The sequence below is a fragment of the Amycolatopsis sp. lyj-346 genome, assembly GCF_046548975.1.
Taxonomy (GTDB): domain Bacteria; phylum Actinomycetota; class Actinomycetes; order Mycobacteriales; family Pseudonocardiaceae; genus Amycolatopsis.
The window spans coordinates 449207-471285 of record NZ_JAJPWT010000002.1; the positions used below are offsets into that span (position 1 = coordinate 449207).

General features: G+C 72.3%; 17 protein-coding genes. 4 read left to right on the forward strand and 13 right to left on the reverse strand.

Annotated elements, in window-relative coordinates; all coding sequences use genetic code 11:
* Positions 1-360 precede the first annotated feature (360 nt).
* Together ACLJQE_RS08355 and ACLJQE_RS08360 are read right to left on the reverse strand one after the other, a co-directional pair.
* On the reverse strand, positions 361-1392 hold the full coding sequence (locus ACLJQE_RS08355) for an alpha/beta hydrolase (RefSeq protein ID WP_410638563.1): 1032 nt from the start codon (positions 1390-1392) through the stop codon (positions 361-363).
* 130 nt (positions 1393-1522) lie between these two features.
* The gene (locus tag ACLJQE_RS08360) at positions 1523-2854 is read right to left on the reverse strand and encodes a cytochrome P450 (RefSeq protein ID WP_410638564.1); all 1332 of its coding nucleotides are present in this window, start codon (positions 2852-2854) and stop codon (positions 1523-1525) included.
* A 159-nt stretch (positions 2855-3013) separates the two neighbouring features.
* Between ACLJQE_RS08360 and ACLJQE_RS08365 the strand changes: the two genes are divergently transcribed.
* The 4 genes from ACLJQE_RS08365 (at position 3014) to ACLJQE_RS08380 (ending at position 6330) form a co-directional block, all read left to right on the forward strand.
* Positions 3014-3844, forward strand: coding sequence for an SAM-dependent methyltransferase (locus ACLJQE_RS08365; RefSeq protein WP_410638565.1), 831 nt, complete (start codon positions 3014-3016; stop codon positions 3842-3844).
* Positions 3845-4268: 424 nt separating this feature from the next.
* Positions 4269-4946 (forward strand): sensor histidine kinase, encoded by a 678-nt coding sequence (locus ACLJQE_RS08370; RefSeq protein WP_410638566.1) that lies wholly within the window; start codon positions 4269-4271, stop codon positions 4944-4946.
* A 4-nt stretch (positions 4947-4950) separates the two neighbouring features.
* Positions 4951-5601, forward strand: a complete 651-nt coding sequence (locus tag ACLJQE_RS08375; protein WP_410638567.1) for a response regulator — start codon at positions 4951-4953, stop codon at positions 5599-5601.
* A 102-nt stretch (positions 5602-5703) separates the two neighbouring features.
* On the forward strand, positions 5704-6330 hold the full coding sequence (locus tag ACLJQE_RS08380; protein WP_410612679.1) for a response regulator transcription factor: 627 nt from the start codon (positions 5704-5706) through the stop codon (positions 6328-6330).
* A gap of 6 nt (positions 6331-6336) precedes the next feature.
* Here the strand turns inward: ACLJQE_RS08380 and ACLJQE_RS08385 are convergent, their stop codons facing one another.
* From ACLJQE_RS08385 to ACLJQE_RS08435, 11 genes are all read right to left on the reverse strand, one after another.
* Complete coding sequence (locus ACLJQE_RS08385) at positions 6337-7662, reverse strand: hypothetical protein (RefSeq protein ID WP_410638568.1); 1326 nt, start codon at positions 7660-7662, stop codon at positions 6337-6339.
* A gap of 146 nt (positions 7663-7808) precedes the next feature.
* A complete protein-coding gene (locus ACLJQE_RS08390) occupies positions 7809-11825 on the reverse strand; it encodes a VWA domain-containing protein (RefSeq protein ID WP_410638569.1) in 4017 nt (1338 codons plus the stop codon).
* Between the two features lie 121 nt (positions 11826-11946).
* A complete protein-coding gene (locus ACLJQE_RS08395) occupies positions 11947-12927 on the reverse strand; it encodes an NADase-type glycan-binding domain-containing protein (protein ID WP_410638570.1) in 981 nt (326 codons plus the stop codon).
* Positions 12928-12930: 3 nt separating this feature from the next.
* The gene (locus ACLJQE_RS08400) at positions 12931-13470 is read right to left on the reverse strand and encodes a phage tail protein (protein WP_410638571.1); all 540 of its coding nucleotides are present in this window, start codon (positions 13468-13470) and stop codon (positions 12931-12933) included.
* A complete protein-coding gene (locus ACLJQE_RS08405; protein ID WP_410638572.1) occupies positions 13467-15428 on the reverse strand; it encodes a putative baseplate assembly protein in 1962 nt (653 codons plus the stop codon). The genes ACLJQE_RS08400 and ACLJQE_RS08405 overlap by 4 nt, the downstream gene beginning before the upstream one ends.
* Positions 15428-15847, reverse strand: coding sequence for a GPW/gp25 family protein (locus ACLJQE_RS08410; RefSeq protein ID WP_410639160.1), 420 nt, complete (start codon positions 15845-15847; stop codon positions 15428-15430). Before ACLJQE_RS08410 ends, ACLJQE_RS08405 begins: the two co-directional genes overlap by 1 nt.
* A gap of 22 nt (positions 15848-15869) precedes the next feature.
* Complete coding sequence (locus tag ACLJQE_RS08415; protein ID WP_103342742.1) at positions 15870-16151, reverse strand: PAAR domain-containing protein; 282 nt, start codon at positions 16149-16151, stop codon at positions 15870-15872.
* A 12-nt stretch (positions 16152-16163) separates the two neighbouring features.
* Entirely contained in the window at positions 16164-17987 is a 1824-nt protein-coding gene (locus tag ACLJQE_RS08420; RefSeq protein WP_410638573.1) for a VgrG-related protein, read from the reverse strand.
* A complete protein-coding gene (locus tag ACLJQE_RS08425; RefSeq protein ID WP_410638574.1) occupies positions 17980-18747 on the reverse strand; it encodes a LysM peptidoglycan-binding domain-containing protein in 768 nt (255 codons plus the stop codon). The genes ACLJQE_RS08420 and ACLJQE_RS08425 overlap by 8 nt, the downstream gene beginning before the upstream one ends.
* Before the next feature lie 2 nt (positions 18748-18749).
* On the reverse strand, positions 18750-19196 hold the full coding sequence (locus ACLJQE_RS08430; protein WP_003098522.1) for a phage tail protein: 447 nt from the start codon (positions 19194-19196) through the stop codon (positions 18750-18752).
* An 11-nt stretch (positions 19197-19207) separates the two neighbouring features.
* Positions 19208-22072 (reverse strand): hypothetical protein, encoded by a 2865-nt coding sequence (locus ACLJQE_RS08435; protein WP_410638575.1) that lies wholly within the window; start codon positions 22070-22072, stop codon positions 19208-19210.
* Positions 22073-22079 lie beyond the last annotated feature (7 nt).

Here is a 22079-nt window from a genome sequence, read left to right on the forward strand (position 1 = left end):
GCGCATGGGCAAGACGATTACTGTTATCGCTAACATGCGTTGCGCAAGCCTGAACGTCCGGGAGCGGGATTGTCAATCCACGCGAACCGGCCGCGACGTCCCCGAAGCCGAGCCGGGTGACTTTGCCTCCTCAACGCCCTGCGGTCGGTCCACAAAGGACGAAGAATTCGTGAAAGTTACACGCACGCAGGGCCTTCGAAACTTTCGGAACACCTGGTCACGGTGACACGAATGCGTCGCCGAGCGCGGCGGGAACGCCGGGATCCAGGACGGCGAGTACCGGCCTGCACGGCCGGGCGGGCTGTCACGGGCCGTTACCGGACCCGGGGCATCACCCACCCGATCGTGTGCCCGCCCCCCTCAGCGGCCGACCTTGCGGTCGGCCCAGCTGATGACGGCCCGGAAGTAGTCCGGCGCGTTGGGCGCGTAGTTGATCGCGTGCCCGTAGCCCTGCAGCGCATACGTCGTCAGGTCCGCGCCGAGCCGGTAGTACGGCGACTCCGAGCTCTTGATCCCGCTCGCCGTCCCGCAGTCGGTGGCCAGCAGCCCGCAGAAGACCGTGTCCTGGCCCAGCACGACCATCACCGGCCGGTCGATCAGCAGCGAGTAGGGCGCGATGATGCCGAGCGGGAAGAGGTCGGCCGCCTGCTCGTACGCCGAGGTGTCCTTCGTGGCCTCGTCGAAGGCGATCGCCCCGGCCACCTTCGGCCCCGGCGCGTGGAAGATCGAGTACCGGCTGTCCGGAACCGTGGTGAGGTACCCGGGGTCGTAGCCGGCGGTCGCGAACCGGGGATCGAGCAGCGCCGGGTAGGTGGAGGTGAAGACCGCCGCCGTCCCGACGAGGTTCAACCGGTGGGCCAGCCCGGTGACGAGCACCGCGTCGACGTCGTTGAACGTGGCCGCCTCGATGCTGGCGGTACCCGAGCCGAACGAATGCCCGGCCAGGATCACCTTCCCGAAGCGCGGCCCCTGCGCACCGGACCGCACCGCCTGGATCACCTGGTGCACCACGGTGGCTTCGGTGACCGTCGTCAGCACCGCGCTCGGCGGTGTGCTGCTGCGCCCGGTACCGAGCCGGTCCAGTGCGAGCGTGGCGTACCCGGCGTTGTTCATCGCCAGCCGGTAGGACCGGATCTCCGGCTGGTACCCGATGTCCCAGTAGGAACTGTTGTACGTGCCGCCGGGAATGAGCACCTGCACCGTGTTCGCACCACCCGAGGGCACGCACAGGGTGCCGTGCATCGTCTGCGGGAGCGCCACGAGCGTCACCGGGAAGTACACATCCCGGCAGCTCGCGCCGTCGGCTCTGGCGGACACGGGCACCAGCAGGAAGCCGAGTGCCACCAGCACGAGCACGGTGGCCCGACGGCGACGGCCGGCGGCGCGCTTCATCCCACCACGGAATCCGGACACGAGAAACTACCTCCGAAAAGATCAGTGCTGATCAGGTTGGCAAAACGATCGAGAAACGGGGCCGATCGGGGTTTTTCGATGCTGGGGTCGGTGCTGGGGCCGGTGCCGGTCAGACCCCCCGGCGGGGAACCACGGTCATCGGCATCCGGTCGGGATAAGCCGCCGACGTGACGGTGAGACCCACCGGCACACCCGGCACCGGAAACAGGTTCCACCCGGCCAGGACGGTGGCCGCGACGAGCGTGATCTCGGTGTGCGCGAAAGCCTGCCCGATGCATTGCCTGCCACCCGCGCCGAACGGGACGTACGCGCCCCTCGGCACGCGCGCCGCTCGCTCGGGCAGCCAGCGATCGGGATCGAACCGCTCCGGGTCGTCGTGGAACCGCGGATCGAAGTGGAGCGAAAAGGGACTGAACATGACCTCCGTACCGGCGGGCAGCCGCACCCCGCCGAGTTCGACGTCCCGCAGGGCCCGCCGCATGAGGATCCAGATCGGGTACATCCGCAGGACCTCACTGACGATCCGGCGCAGGTACCCCAGCTTCGCGACGTCGGCGAACGTGGCCGCCCGGCCGGCCAGCACCTCGTCCACCTCCGCCCGTGCCCGCCGCTCGATCTCCGGGTGCCGGGCCAGCTCGTGGAACAGCCAGGTCAGCGCCACGGCGCTGGTCTCGCTGCCCGCGGTCAGCAGCGTGATCACCTCGTCGTAGACCTGGTCGTCGGTCATGCCGTCGCCGGTGCCGGCGTCCCTCGCCAGCATCAGCATGGACAGCAGGTCACCGTGGTCCTCCCCCGCGGCACGCCACCCGGTGATGACCTCGTGCACGACCTGCCGGAGCCGTTCGACCGCCCGGTCGAACCGCCGGTTGGCGGGAATGACCGGGACGTGTTCGAGGAACCTCGGGGACAGTGCCCGGACCATCCCCGCCTTGAGCACCACCGGGATCGACCGGCGGGCCTCCGCGACGGCTTTCCGCCCCAGTTCGGTGGCGAACAGCGTCTCCCCGACCACCGTGACGGCCAGCCACTGCATGTCGGCGTCCAGCCGGCGGACCTCGCCCGACCGCCAGGTACCGGTCAGTTCCGCGGTGACCCGCACCATCGTGTCCGCGTACGCGGCCAGCCGCGTCCCGTGGAACGCGGGTTGCATCAACCGGCGCTGCCGCAGGTGGAAGGCCCCTTCCGACATGACGAGCCCGTTTCCCATGAACGGCCGGAAACGATCGAAGATGATCCCCTTCGAGAAGCAGGTTCCCTGGGTGACGAGCACGTGGTTGACCAGCTCCGGGCTCGTCAGGAAATACGTCTCCAGCGGACCGAGGAAGAGCCGCACGATATCGCCGTGCGCACGCAGGGAAGACGTGAACCCGACCCGCTGCCGCAACAACGACGGGGTGTGTCCCAGCAGGATCCGACGGCCTGGTGCGACCGGGACGTCCATTTCCTCTCCTTGGCTGTCCGGAAGGAGATCTGCCACCTTAGGCCCATCCGGCGGCAGGCGACAGCACCCATCGGCTGAAAACCCGTCACACCGATGGCGTAATCGAGGAGGCCACGGGAGTGAGTATGTTCTTCGTTCGACAGATGAGCGAGGTGCATGATGACAACACAACACCGCGAAGAGGAATGGGTTCCTCCGGGTATCGACACGACGAAACCCAGCAGTTCCCGTACCTACGACTACCTCCTGGGCGGCGCCCACAATTTCCAGGCCGACCGGGAGGCCGCCGAACAGGCCGAAAAGATCATGCCCGGCATCCGGGACGTCGCCCGGCTCAACCGCGCGTTCCTCGGCCGGGTCGTGCGCACGTTGATGGACCTGGGCATCCGGCAGTTCCTCGACATCGGCTCGGGGATCCCCACGGTGGGCAACGTCCACCAGATCGCCGGCGAGCTCGACCCGCACTGCCGGGTCGTCTACGTCGACCGCGACCCGATCGCCGTCGCGCACAGCAAGATGCTCCTGCGCGCCAGCGAAAACGCCACGATCGCGCACGCGGACTTCACGAACCCCGAAGGCATCTTCGCCGCCCCGGAAGTGCGCCGGCTGGACTTCGGCGAACCGATCGGCCTGCTGATGGTGGCCATGCTGCACTGGATCCCGGACGCCAGCGATCCGCACGCGCTGCTCGCCGAGTACCGCCGCCGCGTCCCACCCGGCAGCTACCTGGCGATCTCCCACCTGGTCAGCGACCGCGACAGCGACCGGATCAACAGCGCGGTCGGCACGTTCAACCTGGCCAAGGGCCACGATCAGGCGACCACCCGCAGCTACGACGAAGTCGAGACGATGTTCGGCGACTTCGAGCTGATCGACCCCGGCCTGGTCGGCTGCGCACTCTGGCGCCCGGGCGGCCCCGGCGACATCTCGGACGACCCGTACACCAACACGCAGCTCTACGGCGGAGTGGCCCGGAAGGTCACCGGCTGACCGCGGTTTTGCCCGGGGTTTTCCGGTAGTGGAGTTTGCGGCGGGTCCCGGTCGGCGTTCCTCCGCTTGGCGACGGCGTTCTGCTCCATCCGCCGTGCGACTCCCCGGCCGTGCGGCGTCCCGGCATTGTCGAATTTCCACCGGTTCACGGCGCAGTTCATGAATCGTTTTTGGCGCGCCACCCGGGCCGAGCCGCGCGGATCATCGCTCCGACCTGCGACGTTACGAGCGTTTCCGCTTCGGGACCATACCGTGACCCGCGGCGGCGGCTCCGCGTGAAACGCCGGGGCGAGATGTGGCGATTAGTACAGCGGGTGACCATCCCGCTACGCGAAACGGAGCAGCCGGCTGGGCTACCCGCACGAGAACTGGTTCCCCGATTTGCCCATGGGGGTCCAGACCATTTCTGGTGGACGGGGGAAAGATGCGCCGGACATTCGTCGTCGCCGACTTCGGTCGTCCCGCGGGGTACGAAGACCGGCTGAAACGGGTGCTCCACGATCTGCACGACGGGCTCGGGCCGACGCTCACGGCCGCCGTGCTCGGGCTGCGTGCCGCCCGGGACCTGATCGGGCGGGACCGGGCCGGCACCGAGCACCTCCTGGCCCGCCTCGAGGACGAGCTCTACGGCGCGATCACGGACCTGCGCCGCATCGTGGCCGACGCACGGCCGCCCGCCCTCGACGAGGCGGGGCTGGTACTGGCCGTGCGCCGGTACGCCGCCACGCTGACCGGGCGGGTGCCCGCCGAACACGGGCCGCTGCGGGTCGGGGTCGAGGTGCGCGGCGAACTGCCGCCGCTGTCGGCGGAGGTCGAGGTCACCGCCTACCGGATCATCCGCGAGGCGCTGGTGAACGTCGCCCGCCACTCCGGGGCCCGGGAGTGCACCGTGCACCTCTGGCCGCTCGACGGCGACCTGCACGTGGAGATCGTCGACGACGGCGTGGGCACCGACGGCGAGGCCCTGCCCGCGGTCGGCGGCACCGGGCTGCGGTCGATGCGGGAACGCGCCGGCGACCTCGGCGGCGGCTGCCGGGTCGAGCCGGTTTCCTCCGGTGGCACGCGGATCGCCGCCTGGCTGCCGCTCGCCGCGGGGAAGTGAGGCGGTGTTCGGTGCCCTGCGCGTCCTCGTGGTGGACGACCACCCGGTCTTCCGGGCGGCCCTCTGCGCGATGCTCGACGCCACCGACGGCATGGAGGTCGCCGGCGAGGCGGCCGACGGCCTGACCGCGGTCACCGACGCGGGCCGGCTGGAACCCGACGTCGTCCTGATGGACCTGAACCTCCCCGACCTGGACGGGGTCGAGGCGACGCGGCGGATCGTCAGCGCGAACCCGCACACCGGCGTGCTCATGCTGACCATGTTCGAAAACGAGGCCGCGGTGTTCGCCGCCATGCGTGCGGGCGCCCGCGGCTACCTGCTCAAGGGCGCGCGCAACGAGCAGATCATCCGCGCGGTGCGGGTGATCGGCGACGGCGAAGCCATCTTCAGCCCGGCGATCGCCACCCGGGTGCTGTCACTGCTGGGGACGGCGACCCCGCGTGACGAGTCGTTCCCGCGGCTCACCCTGCGCGAGACGGAGATCCTGCGGCTCGTCGCGCAGGGCATGGGCAACGCCTCGATCGCCGAGGGGCTGGTGCTGAGCCAGAAGACCGTGCGCAACCACGTGTCCCACATCTTCCGCAAGCTCCGGGTCACCGACCGCACCCAGGCCATCGCCAAGGCCAAAGAGGCCGGCATTGCCCGATCGGAGTAAGGAAAACGGGACATATCGGGACTCCATGTCCCTGTTCGGCAGGCGCCCGCACCACGATCCTGGGGGTGGAGCGATCCGACGTCGTTCGAGGGAGGGCCACCGATGATCACCGACCAGGTTCCGGTGCTGCTGCACGCCACCGACACCATCACCCACGCGGGCGTCACGGCCGCGCTGCGGTCACGTCCCGAAATCCGCTTCGCCGACGAGGACTCCGGCGAGCCCGCCGTGGTGCTGGTCATCGTGGAGCGGCTCAACGAGGAGGCCCGGCAGCTGCTGCGCAGCCTCCAGTGCGCCGGCCACGCGGGCGTCGTCCTGGTTGCCGGGGAGGTGGAAGACTCGGAACTGCTGGACGTCGTGGGCAACGGGGTGTCGGCGATCATCCGCCGAGCCGACGCCACCCCGGACACCCTGGTGCGCCTGGTGAAGGCCGCGGCGGTCGGCGAAGGTGCGCTGCCGCCCGATCTGCTGGGCCGCCTGCTGTCGCGGGTGTCCCGGCTGCAGCGGGACGTGCTGCACCCGAACGGGTGGGACCTGGCCGGGATGTCCCAGCGGGAAACCCGGGTGCTGCGGCTGGTCGCCGACGGCTTCGAGACCAAGGAGATCGCCGACCAGCTGAGCTACTCGGAGCGGACGGTGAAGTCGATCCTGCACGACATCACCAACCGCTTCCAGCTGCGCAACCGCGCCCACGCGGTGGCCTTCGCCATGCGCGAAGGGCTCATCTGACCCGGGCTATTCGACCCGGCCGGAGAAGGAGACCGACGGGGTGCAGCGGCCACGGTCGCCGGGGTTCTGGCAGCTGACCGCGAGCACGATCTTCTCCCCCGGCTGGAACCGCCAGGCCTGCAGCCAGTGGTGGTCCAGATCGCGGAAGTTCGAGAGCCCGACCTCCAGCAGCACGGTCTTGGTGCCGCCGGCATCCCGCAGCAGCCGCAGGGTTCCGGTGTCACCCCGCGGGTTCTGCAGGATCAGGTCGGTGATCACCAGCGTCTTGCTCGCGTCCGGCAGGGTGTAGGGGAATTCGGCGAACCGGTTGAGGTTCGAGTCGATCCGCGCGTCCGCGGCCACCCGGAAGTCCGTCGGCGTCCCGTCGGCGGCGGCGTTCGAGACGCGGGTCGGGGGTGTGCCGGGACCGGAGCCGGGGGGCGCGGGGTTGTCACCCGGCGGGGTCAGGCCGACGGCCTTCATCGCCTCTTCGGAGTTCTGCTTGGCCTGGTCGGCGTTCTTCTTCGCCTGGTCGGCCCCGGCGCCGGCGTCCTGCGCCGCCTTCACGATTTCCTGGTTCTGCTCTTCGGCGGCCTCCCGGGCGGCCGACTTCACCGCGGGCCGGAGCACGGTGAACCACAGCGTCACCAGGGCCAGCAGGAGGATGAGCAGCGCGGCAAGCGCGGGCAGCAGCCACTTCGGCAGCAGCTGCCGCTGCACCATGGTGCCTTCGGTCTTGAGCGGCTCGGCCCCGTCGGCGACGACGAACACCTGGAAGCGGTGCCGGACGGGTTGCCCGCGCAGGAACCGCTTGCGCGGCCGGGTGCGCATCCGGATGAACGCGGCGGTGCCCGGCGCCAGGTCGGCCCGGTCGCGCTCGAGCCGGAAGTCCAGCTCGTCCTCCGGGTCCAGCGGGCTCAGCTCGACCGCCACCGGCCGGTTGCCGCGGTTGTCGACGGCGACCTCGAAGTCGGCCTTGGAGCTGCCCTCCACCTTGGCCGGCACGATCTCGGCGGTCACCTCGGTGAAGGCGCCGAGCTCGACGGTGCCCTCCTCGACGACCGAGCCGGCGGGGTCCTCGCTGGAGAACACCCGGACGCCGAACGGGATCGTCCCGGCGGGGACGTCGGAGGACCGCGGCGGCGCGAACCGCACGGTGACCGTCCCGGTCTCCCCCGGCATGAGGTTGACCGTCGCCGGTTCCGCGGTGGCCCAGCCACTCGCGTCGCCGACCACGTCGATCGCGAACTGGTCGACGACCTGCCCGGCGTTCCGGATGGTCACCGTGCAGCTCGTCTCCTGGCCGGGTTCCGCGACCAGGCCGGCCTCGGACAGCGTCGCCGTTGCTCCCATGCCCGGAAGTCTGGCCGCCCGCGCCCGGCCGCGGCACCAGCGGACGGGTGTGCGGCCGTGCGCCCCTGGTTGCCCCTACGGGCAGCGAACCGGAAAAGGGGCACTTTCACGTGAAAGTGCCCCTTCCCCGGGGGCCCGCGGGCCGCTCAGCGGGTGAGGAACGGCGGTTGATGGGTGCGCAGGACCACCAGGACCTCGTTCGACCCGGCCGCCCCGAACTTCGGGCCGCTCACCGAGGTGACCGACACCGTGCGCGGCCCGATCAGGTCGTGGTGGAAGATCAGGAACTGCGCGTCGAACTTCCCGTCGACCCCCACGGTGACCAGGCCCGGGGTCGCGGAGATCCCGGCCGACCAGGCCAGCCGGACCGTCGCGCCCGGCGGGAAGTCCGTGCCCGTCACGCGGGGCACGGAGCCCAGCGGGCCGACGCCCGGATCCACGGCCACCACCGGCCGGCGGATCACCACCCGCGCACTGGCGGTGTTGTCGCTCGCGTTGTCGTCCGGCCCGCTCGTGCCGACCGTGCCGGACACCGGCGCGTCCGCCGCGGCCTTGGCCGCCAGCGAAATCCGGAGCTCGACGGTCTGGCCGGGCGCCAGCGTCCCGAGCGCGCAGCTGCCCCCGCCCGGCGCGCACCCCGGTGCCACGGACGTCACCGGCAGCTGCGGCGGCAGCTGGGTGACCAGGCGGACGTCCGGCATCGGTGCCCCGGAACCGTTGTGCACCAGGAAGGTCAGCACGACGTCGTCGCCGCCGGTGAACAGCGGGACCGCCGACACCGCCAGCCCCACCGACAGCGAACCCGGCGTGACCGGGGGCAGCGGCTTCTCGCCGACGGTCACCACGGCCGTGGCGGAGTCGTCCCCTGCGCCGGCGTCCTGGCCCGCCGTGGTGACCGTGCCCGTCGCGGCCTGCGGCCCCGGTTCGGCGCCGGTGGCGCTGAACCGCACCCGCGCCTGCGCACCCGGCTCGAGCGTGCCGAAGGAGCAGACGAGCTCCGGTGTGCACGTGCCCACGCTGGTGATCGGCGCCTGCGGCCGCAGCCCGGCGGTCAGCCGGACGAACAGCCCGACGCCGGGTGACGCGGCGACGCCGTGGTTGGTGACCACGAATTCGAACGTCGTGAGCCCGGAGAACGGGATGGCGGCCGGGACGGCGGTGGCGGTCACCCCGACGTCGGCGATCCGCTGGAACGCCGGCTGCGAGGCGCCGCCGGGTCCGGCGATCAGCACCACCGGCGTGCCGCCGGCCGACGGCACGGTCCGGATGCTCGGCCGGGCTTCGCCGGGCGTGCTGTCGAAGGCGACCAGTGTCCCGTCCGGCGACCAGGCCGGGCCGTCCACGGAGCCGGTGTCCGCCACGAGGAGGCGTGCGGGGCCGCCGTCGGCGGGTGCCACGCAGAGCCGGCGCCGGTCGTTCTGGAACACGAGCGCGGCGCCGTCCGGTGAGACGTCCGCCGAGCCCTGCGCTCCGGCGCCGCACGGCGCCCCGAACGACGGCGAGAGATCGCGCTGGGTGCCGGCGACGACGCTGTCCGGCCCGGCGGCGAGCGAGATCTGCCACAGCTCCTGCCGGAACTCCCGGCCGGGGTCGACGGACATGACGGCGGTCTCGGTGGCGGTGCCGCCCCGCCCGGTCGCCGTGCAGGTCACGGTGGTGGCGCCGACCGGGAAGAGGCTGCCGGACGACGGCGTGCAGAACGGCGTCACGGGGGTCTCGCGGTCGGCGTCGACCGCGGTCACGGGGTACTCGACGGCCGTGGGCCCGGTCCCGGTGACGGTCTTGTCGTGCACGGTGATCAGCGGCAGCCGCGGATCCTTGACCCGGACGGTGACGTCTTCGGTGTAGCCGGGGCGGACGGTGGGCTCGCCGCCCAGCCGGAACTCGACCCGGCAGTGCAGGAACGCCCCGATCGGCGCGGCCGGCGCGACCGCCGCGGTCTCGACGAAGTGCGCCTCGGTCCCGCCGGGTACCTGCTGCGTCCCGTCCGGGCTGAACGTGAGCGTGAGCCCCGGATCGCAGAAGGGCACCGGCTGCACTTTCACCTTCAGCTCGCCGATCTTCTCCGTGATGACGGCGCTGATGTTGCCCGGATCGGTGCTCGCGACGACGCCGTCGGTCGCGTTCACCACCTGGGTCGCTTGGTGGGTGCTGTCCAGGCCGCCGCCGCCGGCCCCTGCCGACACCGCGACCACCCGGATGCCCTGGGCCTTCAGGTGCTCGATCGCCTGGGCGAGCGTCACCCCGCGGTCGTCGTGCACGGGGTCGCCGCTGGGGTCGTGGCTGGGCGCGTCGCCGACCAGCACGATGATCTTGCTGCTGTCCGGCCGGAAGGTGACCGCGCCCGTGGCGACCCGGTCGAGGGCGTAGATCCAGTCTTCCGGGATGTCCCCGCCGCCGAACGGCGTGATCTTCTTGAAGGCGTCGGTCACCGCGGTCTGGCTCTTCGTCAGGTCCTGCTGCACCTGGAACAGCCGGCCGTCGGGGTTGTTCGCGTCGACGATGTCGTCGCGGTCGCCGAACGCCACGGCGGCGTACTGGGCTTCCGGCTGTGCCGTGCTGATGGTGGTCATGACCTGGGTCAGGTTGGTCTGCATGTCCCCCAGCGCGGTGCCCATCGAGCTGCTCTGGTCCATCAGCAGCACGATGTCCGGCTTGGCCGGCACCTTGTCGGTCGGCACGGTCTTGGCGATCGACGCCGAAGACCCCTGCCCGACCGGGATGTCGACCACCGACGGCTGCACCCTGCCCGGCGCAGGCGGCGCGACCCGCGAGGCCGCCCGCGTCAGCGTGATCTTCGTGCCGTCGGCCGACCACACCGGCTGCGCGTCGTCACCGCGCAGGTGCGCCGGGATCGGGATCTCGCCGAGGATCCGGCCGTCCGCGACGCGGGCGATCCGCACGGTGTCCCGGCGGCTCTCGCCCTCGGCCACGGTGTTCGTGAAGGCGATCATCGTCGCGTCCGGCGACCAGGCCGGGTGCTGCTCGCGCTTGGTCCCGTCCCGCGGGCCGGTCAGGGCGCGGGGTGCGCTGCCGTCGGCGTTCGCCACGAAGACCTCGGTCTCCGACGACGACTCGCCGGGGCCGGCCTGGGTGTAGGCCAGCTGCGCGCCGTCCGCGGAGAACGCCGGGTCGAATTCGTCGGCGCCCGGGCGGTGGGTGAGGTCCCGGCGATCGCCGCCGGAGGCGTCCGCGCTCCAGATGTCGGTCGTGCCGCCGGCGCGCAGCTCGGTGAACACCGGCCGGCCGTCCGGGCGGAACGCCGGTTCGGTCTCACCGGTGGCGGTCAGCGCCGAGATGATCGACACCACGCCGCCTTCGACCTGCTTGACGTCGCCGAGCGGGTCCTGCGCGCGGGTCGTGAAGGCCAGCCGGGCGCCGTCGCGCGACCACGCCGGCTCGGCCGAGTCCCCGGGATCGGGAACCGCGCGGGTGACCGCGCCACCGGTGTCGGCGACCAGTGCCACGTCGCCGGCCGGGCGGAAGCGGGTGGTGGTGAACGCGATCCGGGCCGGCCCCCACGCGGGCTGGGTGTCGGCGGCCGGGTCGGCGGTCAGGCGTGCCGGGGTGCCGCCGGCGACCGGGACGGTGTAAATGTCCCCGGCCGGGTCGTCACGCGTGCTGCTGAACGCCAGCCGGGTGCCGTCGGGCGACCAGCTCGGCGAGTCGTCGGTGGCCGGGCCGGACGTCACCTGGCGCAGGCCGCGGCCGTCCACGCCGATCACGAAGAGCTTCCGGCTGCCGGTGCGCCCGGAGGCGAAGGCGACCGTGCGGCCGTCCGGGGACAGCGCCGGGTGGAGGTCGACGGCGTCGTCGTCGGTCAGCTGCCGCGCCGCCGGGGCCCCATCGGGGAGGTGGAACAGCTCGCCGTCCCGCTCGGCGCCCCCGGCGGCCGCGGCGCGGTGGCTCACCCACACGAGGCCGCCGGGGCCGGCGGACGCGTCGGCGTCGACGCTGCCGAGGCCGCGTGGCAGCGCCGGCTCCGCGCCTTCGCCGGTCGCCTGGTACAGGCCGGTGGTGGCGCCGCTGACGTAGCCGACGCGGTACGGCGCGGCCACCGGCGCCGGTGCCTGCGCTTCGGTCGGCGAGAGCGCTCCGCTGATCGCCCAGCCGCCGAGCAACGCAACGACCGCGATGCCCGCCACCGCTCGGTTCGCGCGCATGGTCGGTCCTCCCCAAAAGACTTCGGGTGAACCTTGTTCAGCCGTCGGCCGGCGCAAGGGTTACCACGACCAGCAGGTTGCGGTCCGTAGCGCCGACCTGACCAGAACAAGATTCAGTGAATCAGCCGGCTTCGAACAGCTCGATCTCGGAGATCGCGACGTCCGTGCCGTTGAGCGAGCGGTACAGCCCGGTCACGTGCAGCTCGACGCTCGTGGCGCCTTCGCTGTTCTCGATCGGGACTTCCTGGGCGTCCGGCGTGTCGGCCAGCACCATGTCGTAGGTCTTGCCGGTGGAGAACACCAGGTGCAGCTTCTGCGGCCGGTGCGCGGCCGGGAAGTTCGCCGCGTCACCGGAGTACACGATCGCCTTCCGCAGGTCCGCCGGGTGGTCGAAGGTGAACACCAGCACCTGTTCCCGGTCGGCCGGGGCCGCCCAGAACGTGTTCTTGGCGTTGTCGGTGACCAGCGGTGCCGCGTGCCCGGTGCTCTGCGCGGTCGCGGTCACCTTGACGGGGTGGATCGGGTTCAGCTTGGCCTCGAAGATCCCGGTCACCTGGCTCCACAGCCCGACCGCAGCGGTGTTGATCGCGCCGCGGAACGGCTGGTAGAGCGCGTAGATCAGGGCCGAGAAGAGCAGCGCCACCACGACCGCCCGGCGGATCACCTTGCCCACGGTCCGCCGCGCGGCCCCGGCCCGGCCGGTCCGGCGGCGGACGCCGTCCTTGCCCGGCCGCGCCCCCGCCTTGTGCTCCTTCGGCTTGCGGCCGAACAGCCGCCGCCACCACGAGGTCCTGGCGACCTCGGACTCCGCCAGCGATCCGCCGCAGCGGCTGCAGAAGTTCCGGGTGGGCACGTTGCCCTTCCCGCACCGGCCGCAGATCAGGTCGCCAGGGTTGAGCACCTCCTCCGCCACGGTCTGCTGCACCGGCTGCCGGACCGGGGCGAGCGGCTCGGCAGGCTGCACGACCTGCTGCTGCACCACCGGCTGCGCCCGCACCGCGGCGACCGGGCCGTCGTCGTCCCACTTCAGGTAGCGGCCGCATTCGCCGCAGAACTCGACGTCGGCGGGCCCCTGGTGCCCGCACTCCGCGTAGATGACCATTCGCTAGCCCTCCAGCACTTCCACCGTGACCCGCACGTGGGCGGGCACCGCATCCACGACCGTCGCCGTCAGCCGCCGCACGTCGACCCGGGCCGGGTCCGGCACCCGCACGCGCACCTGCACCCACGGCGGTCCCGGGTCCGGCAGCGGCGCGCCGGGCTGCGGCGCTTCGACGACCCCGCCGCTGTCGGTCACCTCGACCACGCCGCCGGTCAGCAGCCGCACGTGTTCGGCGAGGCCGCGCGGCGTGCCGCGCCACCGGTGCAGCTCGACCGAGCACGTCACCAGCTGCCGCAGCTGCTCCGGGCTCCAGCTCTCGTCGACCCGCAACGCGACCCAGTGGGCCAGCCAGCCGACGAAGTCGGCGGGCGCCACACCCGGGTCGAGGTAACCCGCGAAGTTGTCCAAAGTGGAGATGACCGGGGCGAGCACCTCGTCGAGCGCACCGGTGAAGCCCTGCACGAACCGGTCCTCGGCGTACACCGCGGGCAGCAGCTCGCCGATCGGGTGCGGGCTCGGCAGCCCCGGGATTCCCGTCCTCATGCGCCCGCCTCCCGGACCCGCACCTGATGCCCGAACGAAAACGCCAGCGCGTTCGACGGCAGATCAAGCCGGTCGACCTGCTCACCCCGTTCACGCGTGATCGGGTTCGCGGCGAACAGCCGCACGTCCTCGACCAGCTCGACGCCGGGAAGCCGTTGCAGCACCGCGAACACCTCACCCGACTGGACCGGGCGCCCGAACGGCCAGCCGTCGCCGTCCGGGCCGCCGCTGATCGGGTTGAAGTAGTCGTACAGGGCCTGGCTCGCCCGGGCGCCCAGCGTGCCCGCCGTCGTCCGGCGCCGGGCGCGCAGCCGCGCGACCACCGTGACGCCCTGGTAGAACGGCGGTTCCACGGACACGAGCGCGCCCACGCAGCGCCGCTCGCCGAGGTAGCGCTCGATCCGGCCGCGCAGGCCGGCTTCGAGCATCAGGGTCGCGAAGGCGAGTTCGCCGGTGTCGGGCACGGCCGGCACGACGAGGACCCGGATCGCGCCGGTCTCGCGGCCGTCGGCGCCGTGCGCCGGGATGCACCGCACCCGGGCCGCTTCCGGCGCCGCTTCGCGCGCGAGCTGCTCGTAGTCCTCGGCGGTGACCGCGCGGTCGCGGGTGCGCAGCAGCAGCGGGCCGCGGACCGCCGCGTCCCGCACCGATTCGCCGTCGACCCCGCCGATCGCGGGACGGCGGTTGACCACGCTGCTGACGAACGGGATCGGGTCCCGCTGCACCTCGAGGACCTCGCGGGCGACGTTGCCGCGCCGCCCGCCCCCGGACCGGTACTCGGGCACGCGGATCGCGGCCGACTTGGGCGGGACGGCCCCGTAGTACCGGAGACCGCCCTCGGGCTGGCGGACCGCGGGCCCGAACGCGACCTCCCCGCCGACGCGGTCGAGCATGACGTGCCGGTCGTCCGGGCCGGAGTCGGCGAAGGAGCGGACCTCCGTCCACTGCTGCCAGCCGTCCGGGCCCGAGACCTCGACGAGGAGTTCGCCCTCCCCGACGACCACCGGCGGGCGGCCGAGCGGGAACCGCTGGCCCGGCGTGCCGTCGGAGGTCCCGGCGACCTCGTTGCGGATGATCTCGGCGTGCACGGCGCCCGCCGTGCCGCCGATGGTCGACGCTTCGACCGCGTACAGCCGCGGCGAGCGCTGGTAGAACGGCTGGTTCGGCTTGGCCTCGACCAGGCGGCACCGCAGCCAGCCGGCCCGCTGCCGCGCGAGCACCGACATCGCGTGCCCGTGCGGGACGTGCACCACGATGTCGCCGGCCCGGTTGAACGCGCCGGTGCTGTCCCGGTCGACCTCGCACGCCGCCCAGCCGGTGCCGTCCCACGCCTCCCACAGCCACGGCGGGTCGCGCGGGTCGACGCCCTGGCCCTCGACCTCGCAGTTCATCCGCAGCAGCACCGCGCAGCCGGGGACGGCGTCCGACAGCCCGAACAGGACCGCGTCGCCGGGGGCCGGGGTCTCGGAGAAGGCCGCCGGGCCGCCGCCGACGAGCAGCTCGTCGGTGCGGTCGACCGGCGGCAGGCCCGTGTCGGCCGTGCTGGTCGCCAGGTGCGCGAGCGAGCACGGCACGATGTTCAGCGTGCGCTCCACGGTGAAGACCACCGGGTCCTCGACCTCGTTGCGCACGCTGGCGACCTGCTTGCCCGCCGCGACCACCACCGGGACGTCGCGGGCGGCCGAGAGCCAGAACGTCACGTCGGTCCGCGCCGCGGCGGGCGGGAACAGCCGGACCCCGATCAGGTCGAGGAAGCGCAGGTAGTGCAGGTCGGGCACCCGGTTGAGCCGGTAGAGCAGCTGGTCGACCATCTGCGCGAACGTCTCGATCAGCGTGACGCCGGGGTCGGAGACGTTGTGGTCCGTCCACTCCGGACAGTTGCGCTGGACCAGGTACTTGGCTTCGTCGACCAGGTCCTGGAACCGGCGGTCGTCGAGGTTGGGCATCGGCAGGGACATCACGCACCGTCCTCTGTGGACTCGTGCGGCGGGATGACGTAGAACGGGAAGACGAGGTTGCGGGGATCGTTGGTGCCGCGCAGGCGGTAGCGGATGTCGATCAGCAGGGTGCCCCGGTCGGCCTCGTCGAAGCCGACCACGACGTCGTCGAGACTGATCCGCGGCTCCCAGCGCTCCAGCGCGACCCGGACCTCGTAGGCGATCTGCCCGGCGGTGGCCGCGTCGGCGGGCGCGAACACGAGGTCGTGCACCGCGCAGCCGAACTCGGGACGCATCGGGCGTTCGCCCGGCGAGGTCGCCAGGATCAGCCGGATGCTCTCGACGACCTCGCGCTCGCCGCCGACCAGCGCGATCGAGCCGGTCGCGTCGGTGTGCAGCGGGAACGCCAGCCCCCGGCCGAGGAAGTCCTTCCCGGTCACGTCCTTCCGTGTCACAGCCACGTCAGCCTCCGATCAGGACGGTCGGGCAGCCCATCACGATCGGCGCGCCGCAGGTGGCCATGTCGCCCATCCGGGCCGCCGGCATGCCGCCGATGAGCACCGTCGGGCAGCCCGGCGGCGCGATCGGCGTCGGCGGGTGCACCGCGGGCGGCGGGAACGAGCACGTGTGCAGCGTCCCGACGTTCGCGGCGGGCATCCCGCCGATCAGCACGGTCGGCACCCCCGGCCCGGCGATGACGCCCGGGTGCCCGGTCGGGTCGCCGACCCTCGCGGCTGGTGGCATGTCGCTCCCCCGTCAGTTGATCTTGACCACGCTGCCGCGCACGGTGACGACACCGCTCGCGGTCAGCTCCGTCTGGCCCTGGCCGGCGACCGAAACGGTGGCGCCTTCGACCTTCACGCCCGCCGTGCCGGTCAGCTTCAGCTGGCCGGCCGCCTCGATGCCGGCGTCGGTCTGGGACTTCACGGACACCTTCTGGCCCTTGAGCTCCAGCGGCCCGGTCCCGGCGTCGATGCTCACGCCGTTCCGCGCCTTGATCGTGACGCTCTTGCCGCTGGTCACCTCGATGACCTGGTTCTTCTGATCGATCTTGACCACGAACTTCGCGTCCCCGGAGGACAGGATGATCCCGTCGTCCTCGGCGAACTCGAGCTTGTGGCCCTTCCGTGAGACGAACCCGCGCAGGGCGACCTCCCCGCTGTTGGCGTCGACGACGGGCTTGGTGAACTTCGACGGCGCGGTGTCCTTGGTGCTGTGGAGGCCGCCGAGCACGTAGGGGGCCTCGAAGTCGCCGTGTTCGAAGCCCACCAGGACCTCGTCGCCGACTTCGGGCAGCACCAGCGCACCCCGGTCCTGGCCCGCGCCCGCCTGGACCGTGCGTGCCCAGGTGCTGGCGAACTCCTTGTCCAGCCACGGGAAGGTGAGCTTGACGCGGCCGAGCTTCGCCGGGTCCTTGAGGTCGGTCACCAGTGCGGGGACCACACCCGGCCACGTCGAACTCCTGGCGCCGCCGGCGACCAGCCCGTAGAGCGAGCGTTCCTGGCGGCCGGACACGGCGAACTCGGTGGTGTAGCCGACGTCGTCGTTGAACAGGTGGCGCGTGCTGGTCAGCGTGTACTTGCCCGCGAAGGGCAGGCCGACGCCGGTGAGGGTGACGGCGGTGCCCGCGCGCAGCTTCGGGTTGCCCTTCGCGACACCGTCGAGTTCGGTGCAGGCGCTGCCGAACCGGTCGGCCAGCGCCTGCGCGGTCGCGTTCGCCTCGCCCTGGGTGCGCCGGGGCGAGGCGGCTTCGAGGAAGGGCGGGCTCGCGAACTTCCCCGCCAGCGCCACCGGGTCCACCGACGGCACCTCCGCGCCCGCGTTCTTCGGCGTCGCGGTGGCGGTGATCGGCTGCTTGTTCTCGTAGTCCCAGCCGTTCACCCGCACCTCGGGGACCTGCTCGGCCGCGGTGACGCTGGCGCGCAGGCTGACCAGCGTCCCGTGTGCCTCGAGGACGAGCGGGTCGGCGGTGGCCTTCGTGGTGGTCGACGGCGCGCCGGAGGGCTTCTCCGGCAGTTCGAAGTTCAGCTTCCCGTCGCGGACGGCGATCTGCGCGCCCACCACGTCGGCGAGCCGGGACAGGAACTCCCAGTCGCTGACGTTGTCCTGGCTCAGCTGGGTGTTCGGGCGGCCGCCGAAGCCCTTGACGTTGTCGATCTTCCCGGCCGGGATGTTCGCGCGCTGGGCGACCCTGCGCACGACGTCCGCGACCGTCATGTCCGGGTACGCCGCGACCCGGCGGCCCCGGAACAGCCGGTGCGCGTGGTCGTACCCGCGGACCTCGGTGAACGTGCCGTGCGCGTCCAGGTCGACGGCGACCGCGGTGACCTCGCCGGAGAGCAGGTCCTGCGGGCCTTCCGGGTCGGACGTCTGGACCTTCAGCTTGATCTTGGCCCCGACCTTGAACTTGCCCTTCTCCAGCACCACCGACCCGGGGTCGCGGAAGCGCAGCACGAACGTGTCCGGCAGGTTCCGGCTGTCGTCGACGTAGGCGTAGCCGAGCATCACCTTGACGTCGTCGGGCAGCGCGGTGCCCTCGACCTCGACCATGAGCGTGTTCGTGAAGGTCTCGTTAGCCATCGAGCTCCTCCAGCGCGGGCACCAGGAGCCGGGTGCCGGGCCGCAGCCGCATCGGGTCGTCGATGTCGTTGGCGTCGGCGATCTCGCGCCACTTCCCGGCGTCGCCGTAGGCGCGGAACGCCACCGACGGCAGGGAGTCCCCGGCGACGAGCACGTGCGTGTCCCGGGCCGCGAGCGCGCCGGACGTCGGGTTCTGCCCGCCCAGCTCGCCCGAGATCTCTTCGAGGTTCACCGTGCAGACCGCGCGCACCGGCGTCCCCGACGGCGTGAAGAGCGTGTACTTCGCGGTGACCGACGCGACGTAGGCCGGAAAGCCCGTCATGCCGCCCCACTTGAAGATCACCCACGGCGGCGAGGGCTTTTTGTGCTGACGGCTGTCCTCGGTGGCCACGCAGCAGGTGAACAGCTGCTCGACCTTCTTGACGACGGCGTCGTCCATCTTGTCGGTGGCGTCGAGGAACATTTCCAGCGCGAGCTTCGCCGGATCGGACCCCTTGAACTGCGGGGGCGCGCTCTTCTTGGCGTTGGGCTGCGCGTCGCGGCCCCATTTGGCGTTCTTGCTGACCGAGAGTTCCTTGGGGTTGAACTGGAACTTGATGTCGAACAGCTTCTCGCCGGGCGGCTGCCCGGTCCCGCCGGACTGCGGCGGTTTCCGGACTTCCAGCAGCGCGCGCTGGAGGTTGCTGGGCGCCGGTTCCCCGGAACCGTAGGCGGCAGGCGGCTGGGCGCCGGCCGAGGTGAAGGTGACGGGCGAGGACATGGCTAGCCCTTCTTCGCCGGGCTGAGGAAGCCGTGGTGGGCCAGTTCGAGGGTCTCGGTGGCGACCTTGGGCGAGTCGGGCGAGAGCTGCGGCCCGCTCCAGCGCACCGGGACGACACCTTCGAGGGCCCAGCTGGCGATCACCTTGCCTTCGAGGGTGCGGGCCTCGATGGTGGCGGTCTTGCGCTCGATCCCGCTCGCCAGGCTGGCGAACCACTTGGTGATCTGCGAGCTGGCCTCGGTGACCGGGCGCGAGAGCTTGATGTTCGAGTACTTGATCCGGGTCGGCAGCTGCCAGACCATGCCGTTGTTGCCGCCCTCTTCCCGCTGTTCCATGACGAATTCGCAGCCGAGCCCGTCGCAGCTGGAGAACGCGCCGAGGTTGCCGAGGTTCTTGTCGTCCAGCTTGACGACGTAGCACACGGCAACGGCCTCTTCGGTGTCCGGCATCGGCTCCTCCTTCAGTGCGGGCGGTCGGTGAGCGCGCCCCGGCGTTCACGGTCGAGACGGAGTTCGGTCTTGAGGCGGCGCAGCAGCGGATCGAACAGTTTCTTGACGAGCTCTTCGGTTTCCGGCTGCTGTTGCTGTTGCTGTTTCTGTTGCTGCTGCGGAGGAGCGGCCGGCGCGGGCGTGGCCGCCGGTTCCGGTTCGCGCTGGACGACCGTGGTGAAGGTGGAGCCGGCCGGTGGGGCCTGGACGGCGCGGTGACTTGCACCTTGGTCGGCGATCCTCGCCACCGGCAGTGGTGCGGGAGTTTCGCTGTGGAGCACCGGCGCATCGGCGGCCCGCGGAATCGGGGTCGCGGAGCCCTCGACGGCCCGCGCGACGGGCAGGGACGGCACCGCGGTGCCGGGCAGTTCGGCGGGGAGTGCAGGGGTTTCGGCCGCCCGCGCCACCAGAAGCGGCGGCGCGGACCCGGCAACCGGCGCCCGGCTTTCGACGGCCGGTGCCACGGAGTGCGGCACCACCGCGGCTCCGGTCATCGGCGCCAAGCCATCCAGCGCCCGTGCCACCAGGAGCGACGGCACCGCAGCCCCCGCCACGGGCACCGAGTCTTCGAGGACCCGCCCCGCCGAACGCGACGGCAGCTCGAAACCATCGGCAACCCGCGCCACCGGAAGCAGCGGCGCCGCAGCTCCTGTCATGGGCGCCAAGCCTTCGACGGCCCGCCCCACCGAACGCGACGGCAACTCGAAACCATCGGCAACCCGCGCCACCGGAAGCAGCGGCACCGCAGCTCCCGCCACGGCCGCCGAACCTTCGAGAGCCCCCGACGCCGGGCGCGACGGCAACCCGGCGCCGGTCACCGGCGCCAAACCATCGGCAGCCCGCCCCGCCGAACGCGACGGCAGCTCGAGTCCACCGCCCACCGCCAAACCATCCACAGCGCGCGCCACCGAACGCGACGGCAGTTCGACTCCGCTGCCCGCCGCCAAACCATCCACGGCCCGTGCCACCGGAAGCAGCGGCACCGCAGCTCCCGCCACGGGCGCCAAGCCTTTGAGAGCCGGTCCTGCCGGGCGCGACGGCACCACCGTTCCCCCAGCGCCTTCGGCCGCGGGAGGCTGGGGGAATGCCGCGGTCTCGACCGCCCGCGCCACCGGCAGCGAGGCCCCGGTCGCCGGCGCCGAGCCATCGACGACCCGGATCACCGGGAACGGCGAAGCTCCCCCACCCTCGACGGCGGAAGTCACCGGGAATGCCGCGTTATCGACCGCCCGCGCCACCGGCAACGAGGCCCCGGTCACCGGCGCCGAGCCATCGGCGACCCGGATCACCGGGAACGGCGAGGCTCCCCCGCCATCGGCGGCGGGAGTCACCGGGAATGCCGGGGTCTCGACCGCCCGCGCCACCGGCAACGAGCCTCCAGCCACCGGCGCCGAGCCACCGGCCGCACCGGCGGTAGGCGCCGGAGTCCCGATCACCCGTGCGACCGGCAGCGGCGGGACCGTGTTCGCCGGCATCGGGGCCGCCGCCCCTTCGATGGCACGAGCCACGGGGAATCCCTGGGTCTCGACCGCCGGTGGCTCGGCCCCGGCCACCGGCCCGGAGCCACCGGCGGCCGGTTCCGGAGCCTCGATCGTCCGTGCGACCGTGCTCTCGGCCGCGCGAGCCACGGGCAGTCCCTGACTCTCGGTCGCCCGGGCAACCGGCAGCAGCGGCACCGCGGTCGACGGCACCGAAGCCGCCGCCCCCTCGGCCGCGCGAGCCACGGGCCATCCCGAAACCTCGATCGCCCGGTCCGCCGGTAGCGTCGATCCGCCACCCGGAGTCTCGGCCGCCCTCGCCATCGGGGGCGAGCCTTCGATGGTGCGAGCAACCGGCAGCGGAGCACTCTGCGCTGCTTCGGCCGGGGAAGCCGGCGAGTCCACGACCGCTCGAGCGACCGGGAGCGGTGCCCCCGCACCGGCCGGGGTGGTCACTTCCGTCACGGGGAGCGCCGGAGCCTCCACCGCTCGCATCAGCGGTAGTGGCGGCTGCTCCGCCGGGCGCACCGAGGGGTCGCCTCCCGGCAGCGCGGGTACTACCGGGTGCACAGGCGTCTCCCCCGCCCCCGGGGCCACCGGAAGCGGGGACTCGGCCGCCGGCGACGGCGGGGAAACGCTCGTCGAGCCGCCCGGTGTCCCGGGCGGCTCCGTGGTCCCGGACCGGTTCTCCGGGGTGTCGAACGGGCGGAAGCTGTTCACCGGCGGTGGTATCGCGGACGCCGCACTCGAAAGCGGTAAGCCGGCGTCCGCGCTGCGGGACACCGGGAGCGATGGTGCCGGGGAAGACTCCGGCAGTATCGGCGCGCCGAGGCCCAGCCGGCGCGGCACGGCCTGCTCGGTCCGCTGGACGAGCGGCAGCTCGGGCCGCGCGGGCTCGACCGGCTCCGCCGGGGTGTCCACAGGGGACGGCTCCGCGATGGCCTGGAGGGTCCGCACCGGCGGGGTGACCGCGCTGCCGGCCGACGTCAACGGCGGCACGACCGTGCGCCCCGCGACGACCGGCAACACCAATGGCAGCTCCTCCGGTTCCGCGGACCGGTCGCCGTCCGGCGCGACGACCCGCTGCACCGAGCCGTCCTGGCCGCCGGACGGCCGCACGAGGTCGCCGATGACGCCGGCGGGCTCCGCCGGCCCGACCCGGTGCCCGAGCGGCTCGAGGTAACCGGGACTCCGCCACGACGTCAGCGTCGAACTGAACCGCTGCACCGGGTTGACCAGCGGGTGCTCGGCCAGGACACGCTGGATCGGCGCCACGCTCCGCCACTCCGCGCGCGTCACCGGCAGCGCGGCCGGTGCCGGCGCGGCCTCCGGAGGCGTCTCCTTCCTGCGAAACCACATTCCAGCG

What these genes read in the sequence shown, in the direction of transcription:
- ACLJQE_RS08355 (WP_410638563.1), bottom strand. Translation starts at nt 1,392, where the DNA reads ATGAAGCGCGCCGCCGGCCGTCGCCGTCGGGCCACCGTGCTCGTGCTG.
- ACLJQE_RS08360 (WP_410638564.1), bottom strand. Translation starts at nt 2,854, where the DNA reads ATGGACGTCCCGGTCGCACCAGGCCGTCGGATCCTGCTGGGACACACC.
- ACLJQE_RS08365 (WP_410638565.1), top strand. Translation starts at nt 3,014, where the DNA reads ATGACAACACAACACCGCGAAGAGGAATGGGTTCCTCCGGGTATCGAC.
- ACLJQE_RS08370 (WP_410638566.1), top strand. Translation starts at nt 4,269, where the DNA reads ATGCGCCGGACATTCGTCGTCGCCGACTTCGGTCGTCCCGCGGGGTAC.
- ACLJQE_RS08380 (WP_410612679.1), top strand. Translation starts at nt 5,704, where the DNA reads ATGATCACCGACCAGGTTCCGGTGCTGCTGCACGCCACCGACACCATC.
- ACLJQE_RS08385 (WP_410638568.1), bottom strand. Translation starts at nt 7,662, where the DNA reads ATGGGAGCAACGGCGACGCTGTCCGAGGCCGGCCTGGTCGCGGAACCC.
- ACLJQE_RS08390 (WP_410638569.1), bottom strand. Translation starts at nt 11,825, where the DNA reads ATGCGCGCGAACCGAGCGGTGGCGGGCATCGCGGTCGTTGCGTTGCTC.
- ACLJQE_RS08395 (WP_410638570.1), bottom strand. Translation starts at nt 12,927, where the DNA reads ATGGTCATCTACGCGGAGTGCGGGCACCAGGGGCCCGCCGACGTCGAG.
- ACLJQE_RS08400 (WP_410638571.1), bottom strand. Translation starts at nt 13,470, where the DNA reads ATGAGGACGGGAATCCCGGGGCTGCCGAGCCCGCACCCGATCGGCGAG.
- ACLJQE_RS08405 (WP_410638572.1), bottom strand. Translation starts at nt 15,428, where the DNA reads ATGTCCCTGCCGATGCCCAACCTCGACGACCGCCGGTTCCAGGACCTG.
- ACLJQE_RS08415 (WP_103342742.1), bottom strand. Translation starts at nt 16,151, where the DNA reads ATGCCACCAGCCGCGAGGGTCGGCGACCCGACCGGGCACCCGGGCGTC.
- ACLJQE_RS08420 (WP_410638573.1), bottom strand. Translation starts at nt 17,987, where the DNA reads ATGGCTAACGAGACCTTCACGAACACGCTCATGGTCGAGGTCGAGGGC.
- ACLJQE_RS08425 (WP_410638574.1), bottom strand. Translation starts at nt 18,747, where the DNA reads ATGTCCTCGCCCGTCACCTTCACCTCGGCCGGCGCCCAGCCGCCTGCC.
- ACLJQE_RS08430 (WP_003098522.1), bottom strand. Translation starts at nt 19,196, where the DNA reads ATGCCGGACACCGAAGAGGCCGTTGCCGTGTGCTACGTCGTCAAGCTG.
- ACLJQE_RS08435 (WP_410638575.1), bottom strand. Translation starts at nt 22,072, where the DNA reads ATGTGGTTTCGCAGGAAGGAGACGCCTCCGGAGGCCGCGCCGGCACCG.